The 18,129-nt window shown below is 35.5% G+C and carries 15 protein-coding genes; 10 read left to right on the top strand and 5 right to left on the bottom strand.

Features of this window, described 5'->3' with window-relative positions:
• The first annotated feature begins 178 nt into the window (after window positions 1-178).
• From MYP_RS15035 to MYP_RS15010, 6 genes are all read left to right on the top strand, one after another.
• Window positions 179-1,063 carry a helix-turn-helix domain-containing protein gene (locus MYP_RS15035; RefSeq protein WP_197060092.1) on the top strand — a complete coding sequence of 295 codons (885 nt, stop codon included), beginning with the start codon at window positions 179-181 and terminating at the stop codon, window positions 1,061-1,063.
• A 114-nt stretch (window positions 1,064-1,177) separates the two neighbouring features.
• Window positions 1,178-2,164, top strand: a complete 987-nt coding sequence (locus MYP_RS15030; RefSeq protein WP_052430240.1) for an alpha/beta hydrolase — start codon at window positions 1,178-1,180, stop codon at window positions 2,162-2,164.
• Entirely contained in the window at window positions 2,161-2,826 is a 666-nt protein-coding gene (locus MYP_RS15025) for a hypothetical protein (RefSeq protein ID WP_045464929.1), read from the top strand. The genes MYP_RS15030 and MYP_RS15025 overlap by 4 nt, the downstream gene beginning before the upstream one ends.
• Before the next feature lie 327 nt (window positions 2,827-3,153).
• Window positions 3,154-3,954, top strand: coding sequence for a hypothetical protein (locus MYP_RS15020; protein ID WP_045464927.1), 801 nt, complete (start codon window positions 3,154-3,156; stop codon window positions 3,952-3,954).
• A gap of 219 nt (window positions 3,955-4,173) precedes the next feature.
• On the top strand, window positions 4,174-6,129 hold the full coding sequence (locus tag MYP_RS15015) for a T9SS type A sorting domain-containing protein (protein ID WP_081990537.1): 1,956 nt from the start codon (window positions 4,174-4,176) through the stop codon (window positions 6,127-6,129).
• Between the two features lie 74 nt (window positions 6,130-6,203).
• Window positions 6,204-7,265, top strand: a complete 1,062-nt coding sequence (locus MYP_RS15010; protein ID WP_045464923.1) for a TIGR03032 family protein — start codon at window positions 6,204-6,206, stop codon at window positions 7,263-7,265.
• 257 nt (window positions 7,266-7,522) lie between these two features.
• On the opposite strand, the gene MYP_RS15005 is transcribed toward MYP_RS15010, so the two are convergent.
• From MYP_RS15005 to MYP_RS14995, 3 genes are all read right to left on the bottom strand, one after another.
• On the bottom strand, window positions 7,523-7,912 hold the full coding sequence (locus MYP_RS15005; RefSeq protein WP_045464921.1) for a DUF1801 domain-containing protein: 390 nt from the start codon (window positions 7,910-7,912) through the stop codon (window positions 7,523-7,525).
• Window positions 7,913-8,000: 88 nt separating this feature from the next.
• Window positions 8,001-8,981, bottom strand: coding sequence for an NAD(P)-dependent alcohol dehydrogenase (locus tag MYP_RS15000; RefSeq protein WP_045464919.1), 981 nt, complete (start codon window positions 8,979-8,981; stop codon window positions 8,001-8,003).
• A 274-nt stretch (window positions 8,982-9,255) separates the two neighbouring features.
• Window positions 9,256-11,121, bottom strand: a complete 1,866-nt coding sequence (locus tag MYP_RS14995) for a T9SS type A sorting domain-containing protein (RefSeq protein WP_045464917.1) — start codon at window positions 11,119-11,121, stop codon at window positions 9,256-9,258.
• A 503-nt stretch (window positions 11,122-11,624) separates the two neighbouring features.
• Here MYP_RS14995 and MYP_RS14990 point away from each other — a divergent pair.
• The gene (locus tag MYP_RS14990; protein WP_045464915.1) at window positions 11,625-12,587 is read left to right on the top strand and encodes an ADP-ribosylglycohydrolase family protein; all 963 of its coding nucleotides are present in this window, start codon (window positions 11,625-11,627) and stop codon (window positions 12,585-12,587) included.
• Window positions 12,588-12,600: 13 nt separating this feature from the next.
• Here MYP_RS14990 and MYP_RS14985 read toward each other — a convergent pair whose 3' ends face one another.
• Window positions 12,601-12,825, bottom strand: a complete 225-nt coding sequence (locus tag MYP_RS14985) for a hypothetical protein (RefSeq protein WP_045464914.1) — start codon at window positions 12,823-12,825, stop codon at window positions 12,601-12,603.
• Window positions 12,826-12,909: 84 nt separating this feature from the next.
• Window positions 12,910-14,793 (bottom strand): glycoside hydrolase family 97 protein, encoded by a 1,884-nt coding sequence (locus MYP_RS14980; protein WP_052430239.1) that lies wholly within the window; start codon window positions 14,791-14,793, stop codon window positions 12,910-12,912.
• 261 nt (window positions 14,794-15,054) lie between these two features.
• On the opposite strand from MYP_RS14980, the gene MYP_RS14975 reads away from it, so the two are divergent.
• The 3 genes from MYP_RS14975 to MYP_RS14965 are packed head-to-tail and all read left to right on the top strand — an operon-like array spanning window position 15,055 to window position 18,127.
• Entirely contained in the window at window positions 15,055-15,420 is a 366-nt protein-coding gene (locus MYP_RS14975) for a hypothetical protein (RefSeq protein ID WP_156140652.1), read from the top strand.
• Between the two features lie 31 nt (window positions 15,421-15,451).
• Window positions 15,452-16,483, top strand: a complete 1,032-nt coding sequence (locus MYP_RS14970) for a PorP/SprF family type IX secretion system membrane protein (RefSeq protein WP_045465500.1) — start codon at window positions 15,452-15,454, stop codon at window positions 16,481-16,483.
• A 27-nt stretch (window positions 16,484-16,510) separates the two neighbouring features.
• Window positions 16,511-18,127 (top strand): PD40 domain-containing protein, encoded by a 1,617-nt coding sequence (locus tag MYP_RS14965; protein WP_052430238.1) that lies wholly within the window; start codon window positions 16,511-16,513, stop codon window positions 18,125-18,127.
• The last annotated feature ends 2 nt before the right edge of the window (window positions 18,128-18,129 follow it).

Raw genomic sequence — 18,129 nt, 5'->3', positions numbered from 1 at the left:
TCTTGTCCTATTATTACTTAAGAAGGGAAAACAAAATTCAGATTACATCTTAATCGGTTGGATTACCTTAATATCAATACAATTAATTTCATTTTACACCCATTTAACAGGGTTCATCTACAAATATCCACATACTCTTGGACTTTCCCTTCCCCTGCCTATTCTGAACGGACTATTTTTGTACAGCTATACGTCAGAATTAACAGGAAAGAAAGTGCTCTCAAAACCTGTATTTTTACTCCATTTTATTCCCTTTGTTTTACTGTTTATTCTTGCTATTCCTTTTTATACCCTGTCACCTGAGGCAAAAGTTGAGGTATTTAATAATGAAGGTAAAGGGTTTGAATGGTATTCAGTCATTCAACTTATTGGCTTCCTTATTTCAGGATTTTCTTATTCCATTGTTAGTATTATCAAAATTCAAAAACACAAACAGGATATCCAGGAACATCAGTCTAATATTGATAAGAAAATGTTGTTATGGCTCGAATATTTATCCATCGGACTTGGGGTCATATGGCTACTCGTTTTGTTTTTTGATGATCATATTATTTATAGCGGAGTTGTGATCTTTGTTCTTTTTATAGGATTCTTTGGAATTAATCAGGCCCCCGTATTCTCCTATCTAGAGATGGAATCAAGTAATCTGGATATAAAAAAGAAACCAGAGTTAACTAATAAGACTTCAGAAAAAATAAAATATGCCAAATCCCGTCTTGAAGTAAATGAAGTTTATGAAATTTTAGAAAAACTTGAGCATTTAATGAATACGGAAAAACCATTTAAAAACAGTGAATTAACTTTAAACGACTTATCTCAAAAGTTAAACATTCATCCCAATCAATTATCTCAGGTAATCAATTCTAAAACAGGCAATACCTTCTATCATTATATCAATATATATCGGGTAAAAGAATTTTTACGTCTCTCATCTCTACCCGAAAATAAAAAATATACTTTTCTTGCATTGGCTTACGATTGTGGGTTTAATTCAAAAACCACATTCAATAAGTACTTTAAAATCTACACTGGGAAAACTCCATCCGAACTGATTCAATCTTAATAAGCTCATTTACAACAAACAATCACAGGCGAACGCTTAAACCATGTGCGTCCTTGTAAGGACGAACGACAGAGAACTCACATTTGATTTTCTTTACGGCAAATAAACTCTGTTATGCGTAAAATTATTTTTATGGCTTTAATCTGTATGCATTTAAGTGCATGCAAAAAAGAAGATCTTGCTAAGCCCGGTGCTCTGGTTCCCCTTACGGTAGATCAGGATACCAACCTTCCTTCGCTGGAGATCAACGGAACATTGCTTCATGTTGAAAGCCACGGTAATCCGTCTGATCCATTACTTATAATCATTCATGGGGGACCCGGTGGTGATTATCGTTCTATGTTGAATGCCAAACTATTTGCCAATGAAGGGTTTTATGTAGTGCTTTATGACCAAAGAGGTTCCGGTCTTTCTAAAAGAGAGGATAAATCTCAATATGAACAGGCGAATGCGGTTCAAATATTTATTGATGATTTACACTGTCTGATAAATCATTTTCAGATTTCCCCTTCACAAAAAGTCTATCTCTTAGGTCATTCATGGGGAGCAATGTTGGCTACCGCCTATATTAGTCAAAACCCTCAAAGAATCAGCGGAGTCATATTAGCAGAGCCAGGCGGATTAACCTGGCCTCAAACAGAAGAATACCTTAGCAGGTCCAATAAGATAAAATTTTTCTCAGAGGCACTTAACGATGCCATTTTCCCGGAGCAGATAATATCAGGTCGTTCAGAACAGGAAGTCCTTGATTATAAAGCATGTTTCTTTTCGAACTATGAAAATGCACCGGGTAATACCATTGGCAATGCAGGTCCTTATCCTTTCTGGAGAAACGGGGCTGTTGCATTTGAATCATTGATAGATAATGCTGAAAGGAACAGTTTTGACTTTACAGGAAATCTGAATCAGTTTGCTCCTAAGATTCTCTTTCTGTATAGTGAGCGCAATAAAGCTTATGGACTTAGCTGGGCTGAAAAAGTATCTGCCCCATATCCTAATAAAGACATACAATTAGTACTCAATTGCGGCCATGAGATGCTTTACTTTGGCTGGGAAGACCTTTATCCAAAAGTGAAAAACTATTTAAACCAAGTAAAATGAAAAGATTAAAATTATTCATAGCAGTATTGTTTTCTGTACTTGTAAATTCAACATGGGCACAGGACGTGAACTGGAGAGCCTTAACAGATAATAAAAAGCATCTTGCTTCTTTATACTTTGGTGCTGACTATAGTTCCTATTTCGGAGCCTCCTATGGCTATCTCCTGAAGAACAAAGTAACACCAGTAGTATTAGGCGGTGAATTTACACTCCCTTTTGGCAAGCAAATTATAGATGACTGGAAAGGAAAACTCACCATCCAGGCAGAAGTATGGCATAATGATCACTTCTCCTTTACTATTAAACCTTCATTTGTTGTAAGAAGATATGAATCGCCTTTAGCACTGTTGTATAATACAGCAGCTGATTTATCCGTCAATTTTGGTTACCTGAAACCCAATTGGGGATTGCTTGCAATCACTTGCTATGATAAGAACATCTCCACATATATCAAAAATGAAAAGCTTAAAGAATATTACCCTGAAATAAGAGACGGCTGGTACGGAACATCCGGAGGAACCTTCAAATTTGGTTTACGGGGTCAATATACTTTTAAATCCTGGAGCGCTTTTCTAACAATAGGTAAACATTTCGGAGAAAACTTTAAAGACAATCCCACCCTGCCCTTCTTTGCTGAAATTTCTATTCAGAAGAGGTTTTAATATCCCGAAATACTAATCCCGGTTAGTGATGTTATTTCAATATCTTTTATTTAATTTCTAAAAATTAAATAAATTTATCTAAATGAAATTCACCCAAATTAACTTATGGACGAATTTCACTTAGGCTTCATTTCATTGAAAGACTGAAGATAATTTTCTATTTAACATCAGTTAAATGTGGGAAGTAATAAAATTCAATTACAAAATTCTTCTAACAACCTCAGGATTTGTTATCATCGGCTTTGCTTTAGCTATTATGTTTGAAGAAAACCATGCGGCATATTTCAATGTTCAACAACCTATATAGCCCAATATAAATAGCCTCCCATGAAATCATTAATTTTGACCATCATCATATTTTATAAAGGTTTATTCTGTTATTCCCAGGATGCTCATAAACAAAACCCAAACCCTCAAATTGATACGACTTTTAAGGCTATTCATATCTTCGTAGCTCTTTGTGATAATAAATATCAGGGAATAGTTCCAGTACCCGCTAAAACCGGCAATGGACAGGATCTTAATAATAATTTATACTGGGGTTGTGCTTATGGGACTAGCACCTACTTCAAAAAAAGTAATGAATGGAAATTATTAAAAAGCCAAAAAGTAAATTCCATAATAATGGAAAGACTAATTTTTAAGCATACTACCAAAAAGTACTATCTGATAGCAGATGCCTACGATGGCAGAAATATAAAACAATGTACCATTGACTTTCTCCGAAGCAGTTCTGGTCAGTTGAAAGATACCGTAAAGATCAATAATAAGATAATCGGAATCTCAGGAAATGCAGAATTAACGGCTTATATAGGACATAATGGACTTATGGATTTTCAATTATCCGAAGCTTTTAAAAATACTGACGACAAAACGAGAGATGTCATCATCTTAGCTTGCATTAGCAAAAATTATTATTCCAACCATTTAAAATCAGCAAAGGTAAACCCATTGGTATGGACAACAGGATTCATGTGTCCTGAAGCTTATACCATACACGATGCTATAACCGGATATATCAATAATGAATCGAATGAAAATATAAGGACAAGGGCAGCGTTGGCATATTCTAAATATCAGAAATGTAGTGAAAAAGCAGCAAGAAATTTACTGGTAACAGACTGGTAATACCCCTATAATTTTTATAAAATTATTTAATCAATATTTCTTAAAGAATTAAGATCATTTTTACTGCGATTATCATAACCACCAAAACCACAATCCATTAATTATAAGCCAATTTCGTTTCAGGTCTTCAGCCTTACTTTTTTGAAAACCATAATCAATGTTCAAAAAAGTAATGCTTCTTTATTATCTTGCAAAGTTCAATTTACTTTTTAGCATTACATGAAAAAACCTTTACTTATTTATCACTACAATCGAGTAATGGCTTTGTACAATAAGCTGCTACAACGACTAAGGAAAAATTTTTCTTCAGGAAGATTCAAAGAACTTAGCAAGCAAAAGCAATTCAAACTACTAATAAGACTGAAAAAGTTAAAATTGCAGTTATCAAGAATCGAAAATAATTTAAAATATGGAGCTCTGGCATTTGCAGCTACTGCCGGTGTTGGCTTGGCAACTACAGAATCATTATCCCAGACCCTTCCTGCGGGTTCTGAATTTAGAGTAAATACATACACCACCGGTGTGCAAATGTCCCCGAGAACAGCAATGGATAGCGATGGGGACTTTGTTGTGACATGGGCAAGCAGAGGTCAGGATACCCCTACGGAATATGGTATATATGCCCAAAGATATAACGCTATGGGAGTGGCACAGGGAGCAGAGTTCAGAGTAAACACATACACTGATAACAGACAAAACTATCCGGTAATAGCCATGGACGATAATGGAAATTTTGTAATTGTCTGGACAAGCAGTGGTCAGGATGGAGATATGGGAGGAGTATTTGGACAAAGGTTCAACTCAGCTGGTCAGGCTCTCGGATCTGAGTTTCAGATAAACACTTATACAACAGGTAACCAATATATGCCCTCTGTAGCCATGGACAGCGACGGAGATTTTGTTGTTACCTGGAGTAGCCCTGGTACAGACCCTTCCTATGGAATCTATGCGCGATGCTTCGATGCAGCTGGAGCGGCTAAAACTGGTGAAATTCACGTAAATACTACGACAGCCGGAGTTCAGCGCTTTTCAAGTATTGCAATGGACAATGATGGAGATTTTGTAATTGCATGGCAAAGTGATCAGGATGGCAGCTCTTATGGAATTTATGGGCAAAGGTTTAATGCAAATGGAGTTCCACAAGGATCAGAATTCCAAGTAAATACATACACCACTAATCAGCAAAAATCTGTTGCAGCAGCAATGGATCAGGACGGAGATTTTGTAATTGCATGGCAAAGCAGTGGCCAGGACGGAAATAGTGATGGTATTTTTGCTCAAAAATATAATGCAAACGGAGTCACTCAGGGGGATGAATTCATGGTTAATACCTATACTACCGGCGCTCAAGCCACTCCATCCGTTGCTATGAACAATAATGAATTTATCATTTCCTGGACTAGCAATGCGCAAGATGGGAGTGATAATGGAGTTTATGCTCAGCGCTACAATGCGGACGGCATAGCCCAAGGAGATGAATTTAGAGTTAATACTTATACGACCGGTTCACAAAACACGCCCTCAGTAGCAATTGACAATGACAATGACTTTATCATTGTATGGACTAGTGCAGGTCAGGATGGTAGCGGAAGTGGTATATATGCTCAGCGATTTGAGGCAAATAAAGCACCTTCAGGTATTACAATTAGTAGCAACACGGTAAATGAAAATGTTCCAGCAAATACAACCATTGGCACATTTACAACTGAAGATGTTAACATCAACAACACTTTCACTTATACCCTGGAAGCAGGAATTGGAGATACGGACAATGAGTCTTTTGTAATTAACGGGGATGAACTTCAAATCAAAGAAAGTCCTGATTTTGAAACAAAAGATAGCTATAGCATCCGTGTACGTTCAACAGACCAGGGTGGATTATTCATTGAAAAATCTTTTAACATTACAATAGAAGATGTAGCCGAAACAGGAATTACCGACAAGAATGGCTTCTCCTCTTCTATTCAATTATATCCTAACCCTGCAAAAGAAAACGTAATGATGAATCTGGAAGGAAACGTTAATGTTCGTATAATGGATTTAACAGGTCATGTTTTAAAACAAGATCAGACAAATAATCAGATCATTAATATTGAAGGGCTGGCCACAGGAACTTACATACTTGAATTTACTCAGGATGATAAAACCGGAATGAAAAAGCTCGTAATTGAATAGTTTATCCAATATTTAAATATTTTAGAAAAGGATGTAGGATTACCTATATCCTTTTTCTGTTAAATCACAATCAAATGCAGACACACTCTTTACCACCCTTCTCCTGCTCTATTTCTTCAAATATGCCGGAACTTTTATGGAGTCTGGGAGGCACATTAGCAATAACCACCTACCAGGCCGGTAAACTTATATTTATCAGTTCTGTAAATAATAAAGAAATAATTCAGCTCCCACGACAATATGATAAAGCTATGGGATTGGCTGTACATCAGAATAAACTTGCTGTTGCTACACAGTATGAAGTACAGGTGTTAGCGAACTCCAATGATCTGGCAAAAAATTATGGAGCCAAACCAGGATCTTATGATGGGCTTTATCTTCCTAGAGCGACATTCTATACCGGAGAGATTGACTTGCATGATATGGCCTGGGGTAATGAAGGATTATGGGCAGTGAACACAAGATTTTCCTGTTTAAGTTTAATCAATGAAGAGTATAGTTTTAAAAGCAAATGGATTCCTTCATTCATTACAGATCTCACACCGGACGACCGCTGTCATTTAAATGGTATGGCAATGGAAAGAGGGAAACCAAAGTATGTAACTGCCTTAGGTTCAACCAATGTAACTAAAGGCTGGAGATCCAAGGTTCAAAACGGAGGTGTTGTGATAGATGTAGAGTCTAAAGAAATTATAGTAAGCGGTTTGCCAATGCCTCATTCTCCAAGAATATATGACGGAAAATTGTATGCCTTATGCTCTGCTACCAGTGAATTAATATGTGTAGATACCACAGCAGGAAAATATGAAGTCATAACTAAACTTAACGGTTTTTTAAGAGGCATGTGTAAAAAAGACGACATACTATTTCTTGGCTTATCAAAATTACGACAAAACTCTAGTACTTTCCGCGATTTACCAATAAATCGTGAAGCTCTCTCTTGCGGTATTGCAGCTATTCATTTACCTACAGGAAAACAAATTGGATTTATTCATTATGAAAACAGTGTGGAAGAAATTTATGATGTTCAGTTTTTAGATAACCTACGAAGACCGTCTATCCTAAATACTTTAAGGGAAGAACATCGCAGAGCTCTTGTAACAGAAACAAATTCCTTTTGGTCAATAAACGAATAATAAGCAGATCCTTAAGTATTTGATGGACGATAGAAGACAGAATTCCTTCATAATTGATGAATATATATAAAGTTATATAATTAGAGAATCGCAAAGAGAAAAGAGAGATGATTACTCATAAATAAAGAACTAATGCTACTCTTATATTCGAGGATATATATGCTGTGAAAGAACTTGAAGCATTTTTTCTATCAGAATTTGAGAAAATAAAAAGAAATCATTAATCATGAATAAATTTCTTTCATTAGCTTTTATCATTACATAAGCCGCTCCAGAACGCCTTTTCGTTTTACAAGATTTTTATAATCCCATTGTATAACTTTTGATTTTTCAAGCCAGCGTTTCAAGTCTTTTTTATTGACTTGCTCCACAGATGTGTATCTGATTTCTGCTGCCTTAAAACTTCCTTCCACCTGCAGTCCCTCTTCATCAAAAGATTGTCCACTCCAGAACAATAAACGAACGCAATTTTTCAATTTACTATAACCTACAATAGGATTACCGTTTAAAAACCATACAGGATGCCTGTGCCATATTTTATTTTCAGCATCCGCTAAATTGTGATTAATTTCCATGGCCAGAAGGTCGCAGATCTCTTTGTCGTCTGCAAACAAAGAATCATTGTATTCCTGAGTTTCTTTATTCATAATTAAATTTTAAGGTTTAATTTTTCAGCAAAATATTTTTAGTAAACTTTCCATCATCTAAGAAAACTAAAATAGGCATAATAATTAATCAGACATCATTATATTCACTTACTTTTATTACTATTTTACCAACTGCCTTACCATCACCTAACCGTTGCAAAGCTATAGGAACATCCTTTAAAGTATAGATGGAATCGATAACTGGTTTGACATCTCCCTTTTTAATCATGTCCAACAAAAGATCTAAACCTTCATTTGGCTCATGAATCAATATACCCAGTTTTCTATTATCATTAAAGGAAAGTAAAGAGCCCAATAAGCCCACTTGTAACAAACAAGGTATCGTTCCTCCTATTACAACAAGGCGTCCATTAGGTAATAAAGCTTCCTTATAAGCAAAAACTGAATGATTGGCTATAACATCAATAATCAAATTATAACGAGAACCTTTTTCTGCAAAATCCTCCTGTTTATAATCGATAACGTGATCTGCTCCTAGATTGTACAACATTTCCAGTTTTTGATAACTATCTACACAGGTAACCTCTGCTCCCAGTGATTTTGCAATCTGAAGTGCAAAAGTTCCTACACCTCCTCCAGCTCCATTAATTAATACTTTATCACCAGATTTAACAGTTATACTTTTCTGAAGAGATTGTAGGGCAAGTACTCCCGCCTGAGGTATTGCGGCGGCATGTTCAAATGACAATTCAGAAGGTTTTAATGTAAGCAATCTTTCCGGAACGCAAACATATTCCGCAAAACCACCCCAACATTCTGATATGTCGCCCATCACAGCATCTCCAGCTTTCAGATGTTTAACATTCTTTCCAACCAATTCGACCCTTCCGGCTATATCACATCCGATGATCTTATGTTTAGGCTTAAACACTCCGAATATTAACCTGTATAAATATGGCTTCCCTCTTAATAAATCCCAATCCCATGAATTTACAGATGCAACATAAATCTTTACCAACACTTCATTATCACCTAATACAGGCTTCTCCACATCTTTCATTTGAAGAACTTCAGGATTCCCATACTTTGAGTAAATTATTGCTTTCATTAAATTCATAAGGTCGCCAGTAAAATCACTTAACTAATAATGGGATATAAATAAAACAATATCGCAAAATAGGTAAATTAATTAACAGAATTACAAGTAAAGATCTGAGACATTGGACTAGAAAGGATAAAACAAATTTTCCTATTGAATAAAATCCCTCGGTCAGCCAGCAACAGATAAGATCTATTTTTTCTTCTAAAAGCCTGTTTTATATTAATCATAAAAAAAACTCCACTATAAACTGATAGTGGAGCTTTTTTTAAATTATAATCTACTATTCTACGATGACCTTCTCTGTCCAGGTAGTTTTACCATTAGAAAACTTCAGATAGTATATACCTGAAAGAAGATCAGACAAATCTAAAGTCTTTTGCAATTGAAGTCCGATATCAATTTTACGAACCAAAGATCCGTTTGCCTTTAAAAGGTCTACGGAAAGATATCCTACCTCATTAGAACTTTCAATTGTTAAGGAATCATCAGCAGGATTAGGATAGAATTTGACAGAAGCCTTTAATGCAGCTAAATTCAATCCGGATGCAACTGAAGTGAAGTCTGCCTTTAACACAATTGGAGATCCTGTTAATGTTATTGAAGTACCGGTAACTGCTTGTCCCTTGTTAGTTGTAGAATAATCCCAGCTATATAACATGGCTCCAGATGCGGGAGTACCTGGAAGTGTATATTGAACGGTTGCGGATTCGCTTCTGTCAATTGATGTCTTAGCCCATAACACATAATAAGTATCATTTCCTTTTGTAAAAGCTGCACCGTCTGCCTTTTCAGGTAAATTAAGTGCGGCTGTTTTATCAGGATCATAAACGCTACCATGTATTAGTGACGTAAGTGACTTTGTAGCAATCCCGGCAGGGGTAATTTTAGCTGTTGCCGGAGTAGCTTTATTCAGATTATAATACATTCCCATTAAATCCATGCCTTGTTTTGGTGAAGTACTTGCAGATTCGTCAGTATCATCACCAAGTTTATAAGTATAAAGTTGCACAATCCGATTCATTTGTGCTTTTACAAAGGCTTTAACAACAAAATTACGCTGCGCCTCCGGAGAACCTATCCATGTTGCATCTGTGTAGGTCTTTCTTGGAATATTAGTCTCAGTAATAATCCAGATTTTCTCAGGATAAGTAATTCCGTTATATCCGAATTTATTAAGAACATTATCAAGTTTAGCTCTCTGATCCAACATAGCCTGAACAGCTTTATCAGAATGCCTGAAATAATCAAAATCACCCTTTGAAGTATTCCATATTCTCTGATTGTATTGTGGATATGAATGGTAACTTAATACATCGAAATAAGCGCCTCCTTTTAACGGATATTCTGCTGAAACTTTACCACCATCAGGATTATCAGTTACCCTCAGCATAGCATCCAGAAAGCTGGCATATCCGATACCACCTGTTGTTACATATAGAGAAGGCTTTAAGGCTTTTACTACTTCATAGGTAATTCTTAACAAGCGAACATACTGAGGGATTGAAGCATTCAGATTCGGCAGATCACAAGGATTTGGCTCATTATCAAACCAGTTACCTGCCTCCCCCTTGTTCTTATCTCCAAGTCCGCTGTAAGTAAAATCCGGTTCATTCCATACTTCAACAAATTTGATATAGTCACCATAGGTCTGAATAACTTTGTATACAAAATATGCATAATAATTATTCTCATTGATAGGAGTTTTATTAGGATCACTTGTATCCCATATTGGCAGGTACATATTCTTAAATACCTTACTAGGCAAGGTTTTTGAAGAGCAGGTTATAGTTTCTGTAGACTGATGAGCTGCTAAAATATCACCATCAAGAAAAAGGGTAATATCGTGCATCTTTTTGTTTTCAACATAATACTTGAATTCATTTAGTCTCACATTTATTCCATAGTCTTCAACAAACTTATCGTTAAGTTTGGGACGCATAGAATATAAACCAGCCTTTTCCATTAAATCCGACAACAATTTGTCAGTAGGTGCATTATTATTAAATCCGCTGTAATAACCCGGGTTTGTTCCATATGCAAAAATACCTGAATATGGTTCTACTACATCATTGGCGGTAAATGTGGGTTTCTGGGCATAAGATGTGATAGAAAAGATCACAAATATCCATCGTAGTGTTTTAATCATGCAATAATAGATTTAGAAAAAAAACTAATTCAACTTAATTATCAGAGGAATATATTCAAAAGTAGCAAGTACCTTTATCGTAAACACTTTGTAGAGAGCTTGATACGCCGCTTACATTTACTAAGTTGCCTTCCGTATATTAAAGAAGGTTCCTAGTTTAACATCTGTCTGATTTCCTGGAACTTATAAATGTAAATATTTATCGGTGATCTTGCGGATAGTATCACCATTAGTATGCAAGGTGATTATTTTTTCACTATTCTCATAATATTTAACGTAAAGACTTTCAAAACTTTAAGATATAGATATACTTACACATTGCTTTACAAATAAATTCACTAATCCGTTCGATTCAGCACTAATTCAATTGTATCTAAAAATAATTACAATGGCCAGTGCACATTAACCAAAAGCAAAAAACATAGTTTCAATATAAATTACATAAAATCAAATTCTTATTCAAACTAGCGACTGAAGAATGGCTAATTTGTTTATTTCTGAATATGAAAGGACCTGCTAAGGACATACTATTTGGAGTTGCTATAGGAGAAGCAATTGGATTACCCTTTGAATCATCTGAAAGAAATGACATGCTGAAATATTCAGATTCAAATATTTCTGGATGTAATGTATATAGTCAACATCAGGGCATGTGGTCTCACAGCACCGCTCTAACATTCTGCATGGCTGAATCGATTATTGATGGCTATGATCTTGAAACTACAGCAATTAATTTTATTGGATGGAAAAATAAATCTCTGAAACGCTCTGACGGATATGTCTTTGACCATAACAATACAACTGTTAAAGCAATATGCAGGCTTGAAAAGGTAATGAATCAAAGTCTTTATACAGATACAAGCATATTCTCTTCTACTTCAGATTTTGATAACAGTAATGGTTCTTTAATGAGAATTCTTCCCTTACTATATGTAATAAGAGATAAACCTATCAGAGTTCAGTTTAATATTATTTGGGATAATTCAGCCCTAACACATAACCATATCAGAGCTGCTATGTGCTGTATGATTTATTTGAAAGTTGCAGAACATATTCTACATGGACATGAAAAATCAGATGCTTATCAACAAACAAGGCATGAAATAAAAGAGCTATGGGATGGTATAGATTTTGACTTAAATGAAATTAGATACTTCGAAAGGGTCATTCAATCAGATATCCGAAATTATTCTTTTGAATATTTAAGATCTGGAGAATATGTAATGGATTCATTGGAATCCTCTCTTTGGTGTTTATTAAAGACTGATTCATACAAGGGGGCTATACAAAAATCAATAAACCTCGGAGGTAATACAAGCTCTACCGGAGCCATAACAGGTGGTTTAGCTGGTTTGTATTATGGTTTTAAATCCATTCCAGATCCATGGATTAGAACTTTATCAAAGAGGAGTTATATTCTGAAACTGGCAAACAGATTAGATCTAACCTTTTCAAAGAGGGCTTAACTTTTTATAAATGCTATTTATGTTGTGTGAGATTTTTTAACTCAATCCAAAGTGAATCATTTTGAGCTCTTAATAACTGATTTTCTTCTGTTAAACTCTTTATCACACCAAAAGAAGTCCTACGGGTGCTTTCTTTTTCTTTCATGCATTCTTCTGCTTTCAGATGCTCAGTTACAGCATAAGCAAAAACACCCAACACCGCAAAAATTATAATTATTAAAAGTGAATTCCTTTTCATGATTTTCAAATTTGTTTCAAATGTATTTTAATTTTATCAAAACCCAAAAAAGGTTACTTACATATAGTTCAAATGAATATTGAATTAATGACTTTCCATGTCGTTCAGAACACCCGCCATTCCTCCACCAGGTGCCATCCATATCATAAAGGAGGGTCCACTCAAATTCGTCCCTTTTTCAACATGAAGTCTTTCCTGGTTCACTTTAGATTCCGGAATATCTTTATATAAAATATAATTGAATAATTTTCCTCCCAATACAGACAAGTCTATTTCAACAAATCGCTCCTCTTCATTGGTCATCCCTCCTATAAACCATTGCTTTCCTTTTTTTCTTGCCAATACTATGTATTGCCCTACCTCACCTTTCAGAAATATTGTTTCATCCCATGAAGTTGGTACAATTTTTAAAAAATCTGAACCTTCTTGACCGTTATAAGCATCAGGATGGTCGCATAAACTTTGCAAAGCACTTTCGTACACAACATACATAGCGAGTTGGCTACATCTCGTTCCAATGGCCATTGGTTTCTCCCATACCGACTTATGACGTTCAGCAGACACATTACGAAATGCACCAGGAGTAAAATCCATAGGCCCAGCAAGCATCCTTGTATAAGGAATTGTTACATGATGAGAAGGTTTTGTGTAAGACCATTTATTATATTCATTTCCTCTTACACCTTCATATGTAAGTAAATTAGGGTAAGTTCTTGACACCCCGCTTGGCTTATGAGCTCCATGCATATTAACCAGCAAACAATTATCCGCGGCAAGCTCCGTTACTTTAACATAAAAGCGAACCATCTCCTGATCATCCCTATCCATATAGTCCATTTTTATTCCCTTTATCCCCCACTGCTTGTATATGGGAAAGGCCTCATGCATTTGTCTTTTTACACACCTCCAGTTTAGCCACAAAAGGATGCCTATATTTTTTTCTTTTGCATATTCTATCACTTCAGGAAGATTGAGTTCCGGAATAGCCATGATAATATTTGCTTTTATATCATCATGCTTTCCATACCAACCGGCATCAATAAGCATGTATTCAAGATTAAAGGAGCTAGCAAAATCAATATAATATTTGATTGTATCTGTATTCATCCCACCTGAAATTCCTTCTTGTTTTACAACGGCATTCGACCACCAGTCCCATGCATATTTCCCGGGCTTTATCCAATCTTGAGCATTAGCAACTTTTGAAGGTGTGCTCAAATGATATAACAGGTTTGACTCTATTAATTTACCGGCATGATTTCCGGTCACCACAACTCTCCAGGGAGTTTGAAATGACCCGGTTTTTCTCACAGCTATAAGATCATCAGAGCTATGTGACAATGTACTATAAATCGATTTTGCTTCTGCATCCCATTTCAGATAACTTCCGGCATAATCAATGAGAGAGGCTTCAGTAATAGCGAAGCCAAGTTCTTCATTCTGAATTAATAAAGGCATAGCTATTAATCGCTCAGGTAACAATTCGGAAATGCTCTGCTTTTGATATATCTCCTCATAATTAGTCGTAAAGGAGTCAAGATACATCGGCCACAAAGTCAAATCAGAAGGAATCGGAGTATAGTAATTGTTCTCATTTATAATGTGAAGCTCATGGTTTTCACTTTGAGGAAAACTATAGCAAAAAGCCAATCCTTCATTATACGCCCTTAGAACTATATCCATAAGGCATCTGCTACCCATTCTATCCTGGCAATGCAGGATTATTTGATTGTATGAGGCTATCGCTTTACTGGATTTTCCAGAATAAAGATTATAATTCTCCCTTGATGAAACACGTTCAATACTTCTTAGTTTTAAATGCTCACCTATCTTACCTTCAGTAGTATCAAATCCACCAAGACTACATTTAAGAAAACTCTTTCTTTGATATTCATATAAAAGAATTATCCCGGTTTCCGATTCCTCAATATTTATAATTAATTGTCCATCGGGAGATTGCAGCTTCATAAGTATTTTTCAGGGTTAACATCCATTAATAGGCTCTTGCAGTTTTTTGCACAAAACTATATACTAAATAAATAAGACTGTGAAAAAGCAAATACTACAAAATCAAAATAATCGGACTTTTTATATTTTTTTTAAATATATCAAAGCTAGTAAAGTATATAAAGGAAGGCAAAATCTACCCTGTGTACAAAAATATTTCTATTTTTTCATCCTTTCACAATAAAGCAACGTATAAATTCGATGAACACAAATTCCGGAATTATGAGGAAAATTTATACTCTTTTAATTGTAATCACCGTGGCTCTTTCGTCCTGTATTACAGGAGGTAAAAATAAAATGAGCCATAAAAAAGCATCTTCCTCGGGTGCGGTAGCCTCTGAGAGTAAAAAATCGGACAAAAAAGTAAGGGCCAATTATCGCTCTAACAAATTCCATCCAAGTGCATCAACTTATGAAAAGGTTGAAGACCCCACACTTCGCGCGCATAAAGATTTAAAGGAATCCAGGAAATACAAAAAATATGAAGCTAAGAGAAAGAACTCTCAGGCCCAATACCTGAATACTTTAAATAAAACCAACAAATACAAGGACTCTAAAGTGAACAGTGGGAAGTTCAGTTTTTATTAATAGATTAAATTGAATGAATAAATTATACAATATGAGAAATAAGGTAACATTCAGCATCATTATGCTGAGCCTCTTATTTTTTACATATACAGGGGCGTTGGCTCAGGACATTCAGTTTAGTCAATTTTATAATGTACCCCTGTTTATAAGCCCCGCATTTGCAGGAAGTGTGCATCAACCAAGAGCTACAGTGCATCAGCGATTGCAGTGGCCAAAGCTCGATGGTAAATATATTACATCATTTGCTTCATTCGATACCTATTCACCAAAATACAATAGTGGTTTTGGTGTATATGCATTAAAAGACTGGCAGGGGTCCAATACGATAAGTTCTACTGAAATTGGATTTCAATATAGCTATGAGTTGCATATTAATAGTCAGCTTGTTTTCAGGCCGGGTTTGCAACTTGCAATGATTTCTCGGTATATAGACTATGCAGACCTAAGATTTCCTATTCAGTTTAATGATGAACAGGGCTTCTTTGACCCTAATAACAACTATGCAGGAGTTCCAAGAAAATCATTTGCAGACATCTCTGCAGGAGGTGTATTTTATTCAAAAAACTTGTGGTTAGGCTTTTCAACCCATCACATAAACACTCCTAACCAAAGCTTTTATGGTGATATAAGCAGACTACCGGCTAAATTTGCGATTCTTGGAGGTTATAAGTTCCTCTTTAGCAATGACAAGAAAAAATATTATTCAGATGACGACAATGAAATAAGTCTTACTCCAACTTTCAATTATAAATCTCAGGGAAAATCTGATCAGTTTGATTTAGGACTTTATGGAGTTTACAATCAATTTCTAGCTGGTGGATGGTATAGAGGTATACCCTTTAAAAGATATGAACACAGATTCCAGAATAATGAGTCAGTTGTAATATTCCTTGGATTTAAAACAGGTATCGGATTAAAGTTTGGCTATAGTTATGACTTTACAGTTTCTAAACTGGCCATAGCAAGAACAGGAGGATCGCATGAATTTAATCTTACTTATGTATTCACCAAAAAATTAAAGAAGAAAAAACCGATGCGTCGTATGCCATGCCCAAGCTTTTAATTCTTGGGCTTATTTATATATTATCAAATGAATTTCTATTTTAAAGAGTTTTTACTTCTTAGTTATTTTGTCTGCTATCTTTCAAGTGGTATGGCTCAAAAAAATGAGCCAGCTTTATCTGGAAAAGACCTACAAACACTAGAACAACAAGCCAGCAGTTATTTTTCGCTGGAAAAATACAGTCTGGCGGAGCCTTTATACTATAAATTGGATTCTGTTAAGCCAAATACTCCGGACTATGGCTATAAACTTGGAGTCTGTTATATTTATAATAATAAGGAAGATAAAGCTCTTCCTATATTTGAAGCAGGATTAAAAAAGGCTGCACTATACCCAAAAGCTCTGCTCTATTATACTGCAAGGGCTTATCATCTCAATCATAGGTTTGATGAAGCTATCAAATATTATGAGCGCTATAAAGGATTTGTGAATAAAGAAGGTGACAAAAACAAAATTACAATCATTGCTAACCTCAATAGACAAATTGAGATGTGTCGAAATGGGAAAGAACTCATAAAAAATCCTCTCCCCCTTGAAGTTTTTAATCTAGGTCCGGAAATTAATTCTCCGTATCCTGATTATGGCCCTGTAGTAACGGCTGACGAAGAGCAGGTTATTTTCACTTCTAACAGACCGAATACAACTGGCGGACAAAAAACTGAAGATGGGATTTTTTTTGAGGATATTTACATATCTAAAAAGACCGCTAATGGATGGACGACGGCAGTACAGATGCCAGAACTGAATACCACAGGCCATGATGCCAGCAAAGGTATTAACCCCAACGGAGAAAAGATGATTATTTATCGTTATGGGAAAGATAAACTTTTATCTTCTGCTTCTGGAGATTTATATTTATCTGAACAAAAAAATGGCAATTGGCAGAAAGCAGAACGGATGGCAGATAAAATCAATTCTCCTGGATGGGAGCCTTCTGCTAGTTTACCAGACGATGACAGGATCATGTATTTTGTAAGCAATAGACAAGGTGGCTTTGGAGGTACTGATATTTACAGCATTAAAAAACTTCCAAACGGAGAATGGGCTGAGCCATGGAATCTTGGTCCAGTAATTAATACACCTTATGATGAAGATTCACCATTTATTTCTCCTGACGGGAAAACTTTATACTTTAGTTCAACAGGGCATCGATCAATGGGCGGTTACGATATTTTTATAGCAAGATTTGATGAGACCAAAAAACAGTGGTCATCTCCTGAAAATGTAGGCTACCCAATCAGCACAGCTCAGGATGATCTTTATTTTAGCTGGTCCGCCGATGGATCCAGAATATATTTCTCGAGTGTCAGGCCAGGAGGTTATGGCGACAAGGATATTTATTATGCTTCCATTAAGAAAAATAACAATAGTGTTCTGATTTTAAAGGGAAAAATTTTAGACGCCAAGGATCAGAAACCGTTAGAAGCAATAATCAGAATAAGTGACCCGGAAACTAACGAAACAGTTACAAACGTAACCACTAACAGCACTACAGGCAAGTATCTTGCAGTACTACAAACAGGGAAAAAGTATAGAATTACATTCGAATCTGCTAATTTTCACATAATTACAGAAAATATTGATCTTTCAGGATCAAATTACTCAACAGAACTCGAAAAAAATATAATACTTGAAAAGTATTAAGT

The sequence above is a fragment of the Sporocytophaga myxococcoides genome (assembly GCF_000775915.1).
GTDB lineage: Bacteria > Bacteroidota > Bacteroidia > Cytophagales > Cytophagaceae > Sporocytophaga > Sporocytophaga myxococcoides_A.
The sequence above is the reverse complement of the archived record's forward strand: the minus strand, read 5'-3'. Positions and strand labels throughout refer to the sequence as shown.

Coding starts and splice junctions, on each gene's coding strand:
- MYP_RS15025 (WP_045464929.1), top strand. CDS start 2,161: ATGAAAAGATTAAAATTATTCATAGCAGTATTGTTTTCTGTACTTGTA.
- MYP_RS14990 (WP_045464915.1), top strand. CDS start 11,625: ATGAAAGGACCTGCTAAGGACATACTATTTGGAGTTGCTATAGGAGAA.
- MYP_RS14985 (WP_045464914.1), bottom strand. CDS start 12,825: ATGAAAAGGAATTCACTTTTAATAATTATAATTTTTGCGGTGTTGGGT.
- MYP_RS14970 (WP_045465500.1), top strand. CDS start 15,452: ATGAGAAATAAGGTAACATTCAGCATCATTATGCTGAGCCTCTTATTT.
- MYP_RS15010 (WP_045464923.1), top strand. CDS start 6,204: ATGCAGACACACTCTTTACCACCCTTCTCCTGCTCTATTTCTTCAAAT.
- MYP_RS15020 (WP_045464927.1), top strand. CDS start 3,154: ATGAAATCATTAATTTTGACCATCATCATATTTTATAAAGGTTTATTC.
- MYP_RS14975 (WP_156140652.1), top strand. CDS start 15,055: ATGAGGAAAATTTATACTCTTTTAATTGTAATCACCGTGGCTCTTTCG.
- MYP_RS14995 (WP_045464917.1), bottom strand. CDS start 11,121: ATGATTAAAACACTACGATGGATATTTGTGATCTTTTCTATCACATCT.
- MYP_RS15005 (WP_045464921.1), bottom strand. CDS start 7,912: ATGAATAAAGAAACTCAGGAATACAATGATTCTTTGTTTGCAGACGAC.
- MYP_RS15015 (WP_081990537.1), top strand. CDS start 4,174: ATGAAAAAACCTTTACTTATTTATCACTACAATCGAGTAATGGCTTTG.
- MYP_RS14980 (WP_052430239.1), bottom strand. CDS start 14,793: ATGAAGCTGCAATCTCCCGATGGACAATTAATTATAAATATTGAGGAA.
- MYP_RS14965 (WP_052430238.1), top strand. CDS start 16,511: ATGAATTTCTATTTTAAAGAGTTTTTACTTCTTAGTTATTTTGTCTGC.
- MYP_RS15030 (WP_052430240.1), top strand. CDS start 1,178: ATGCGTAAAATTATTTTTATGGCTTTAATCTGTATGCATTTAAGTGCA.
- MYP_RS15000 (WP_045464919.1), bottom strand. CDS start 8,981: ATGAAAGCAATAATTTACTCAAAGTATGGGAATCCTGAAGTTCTTCAA.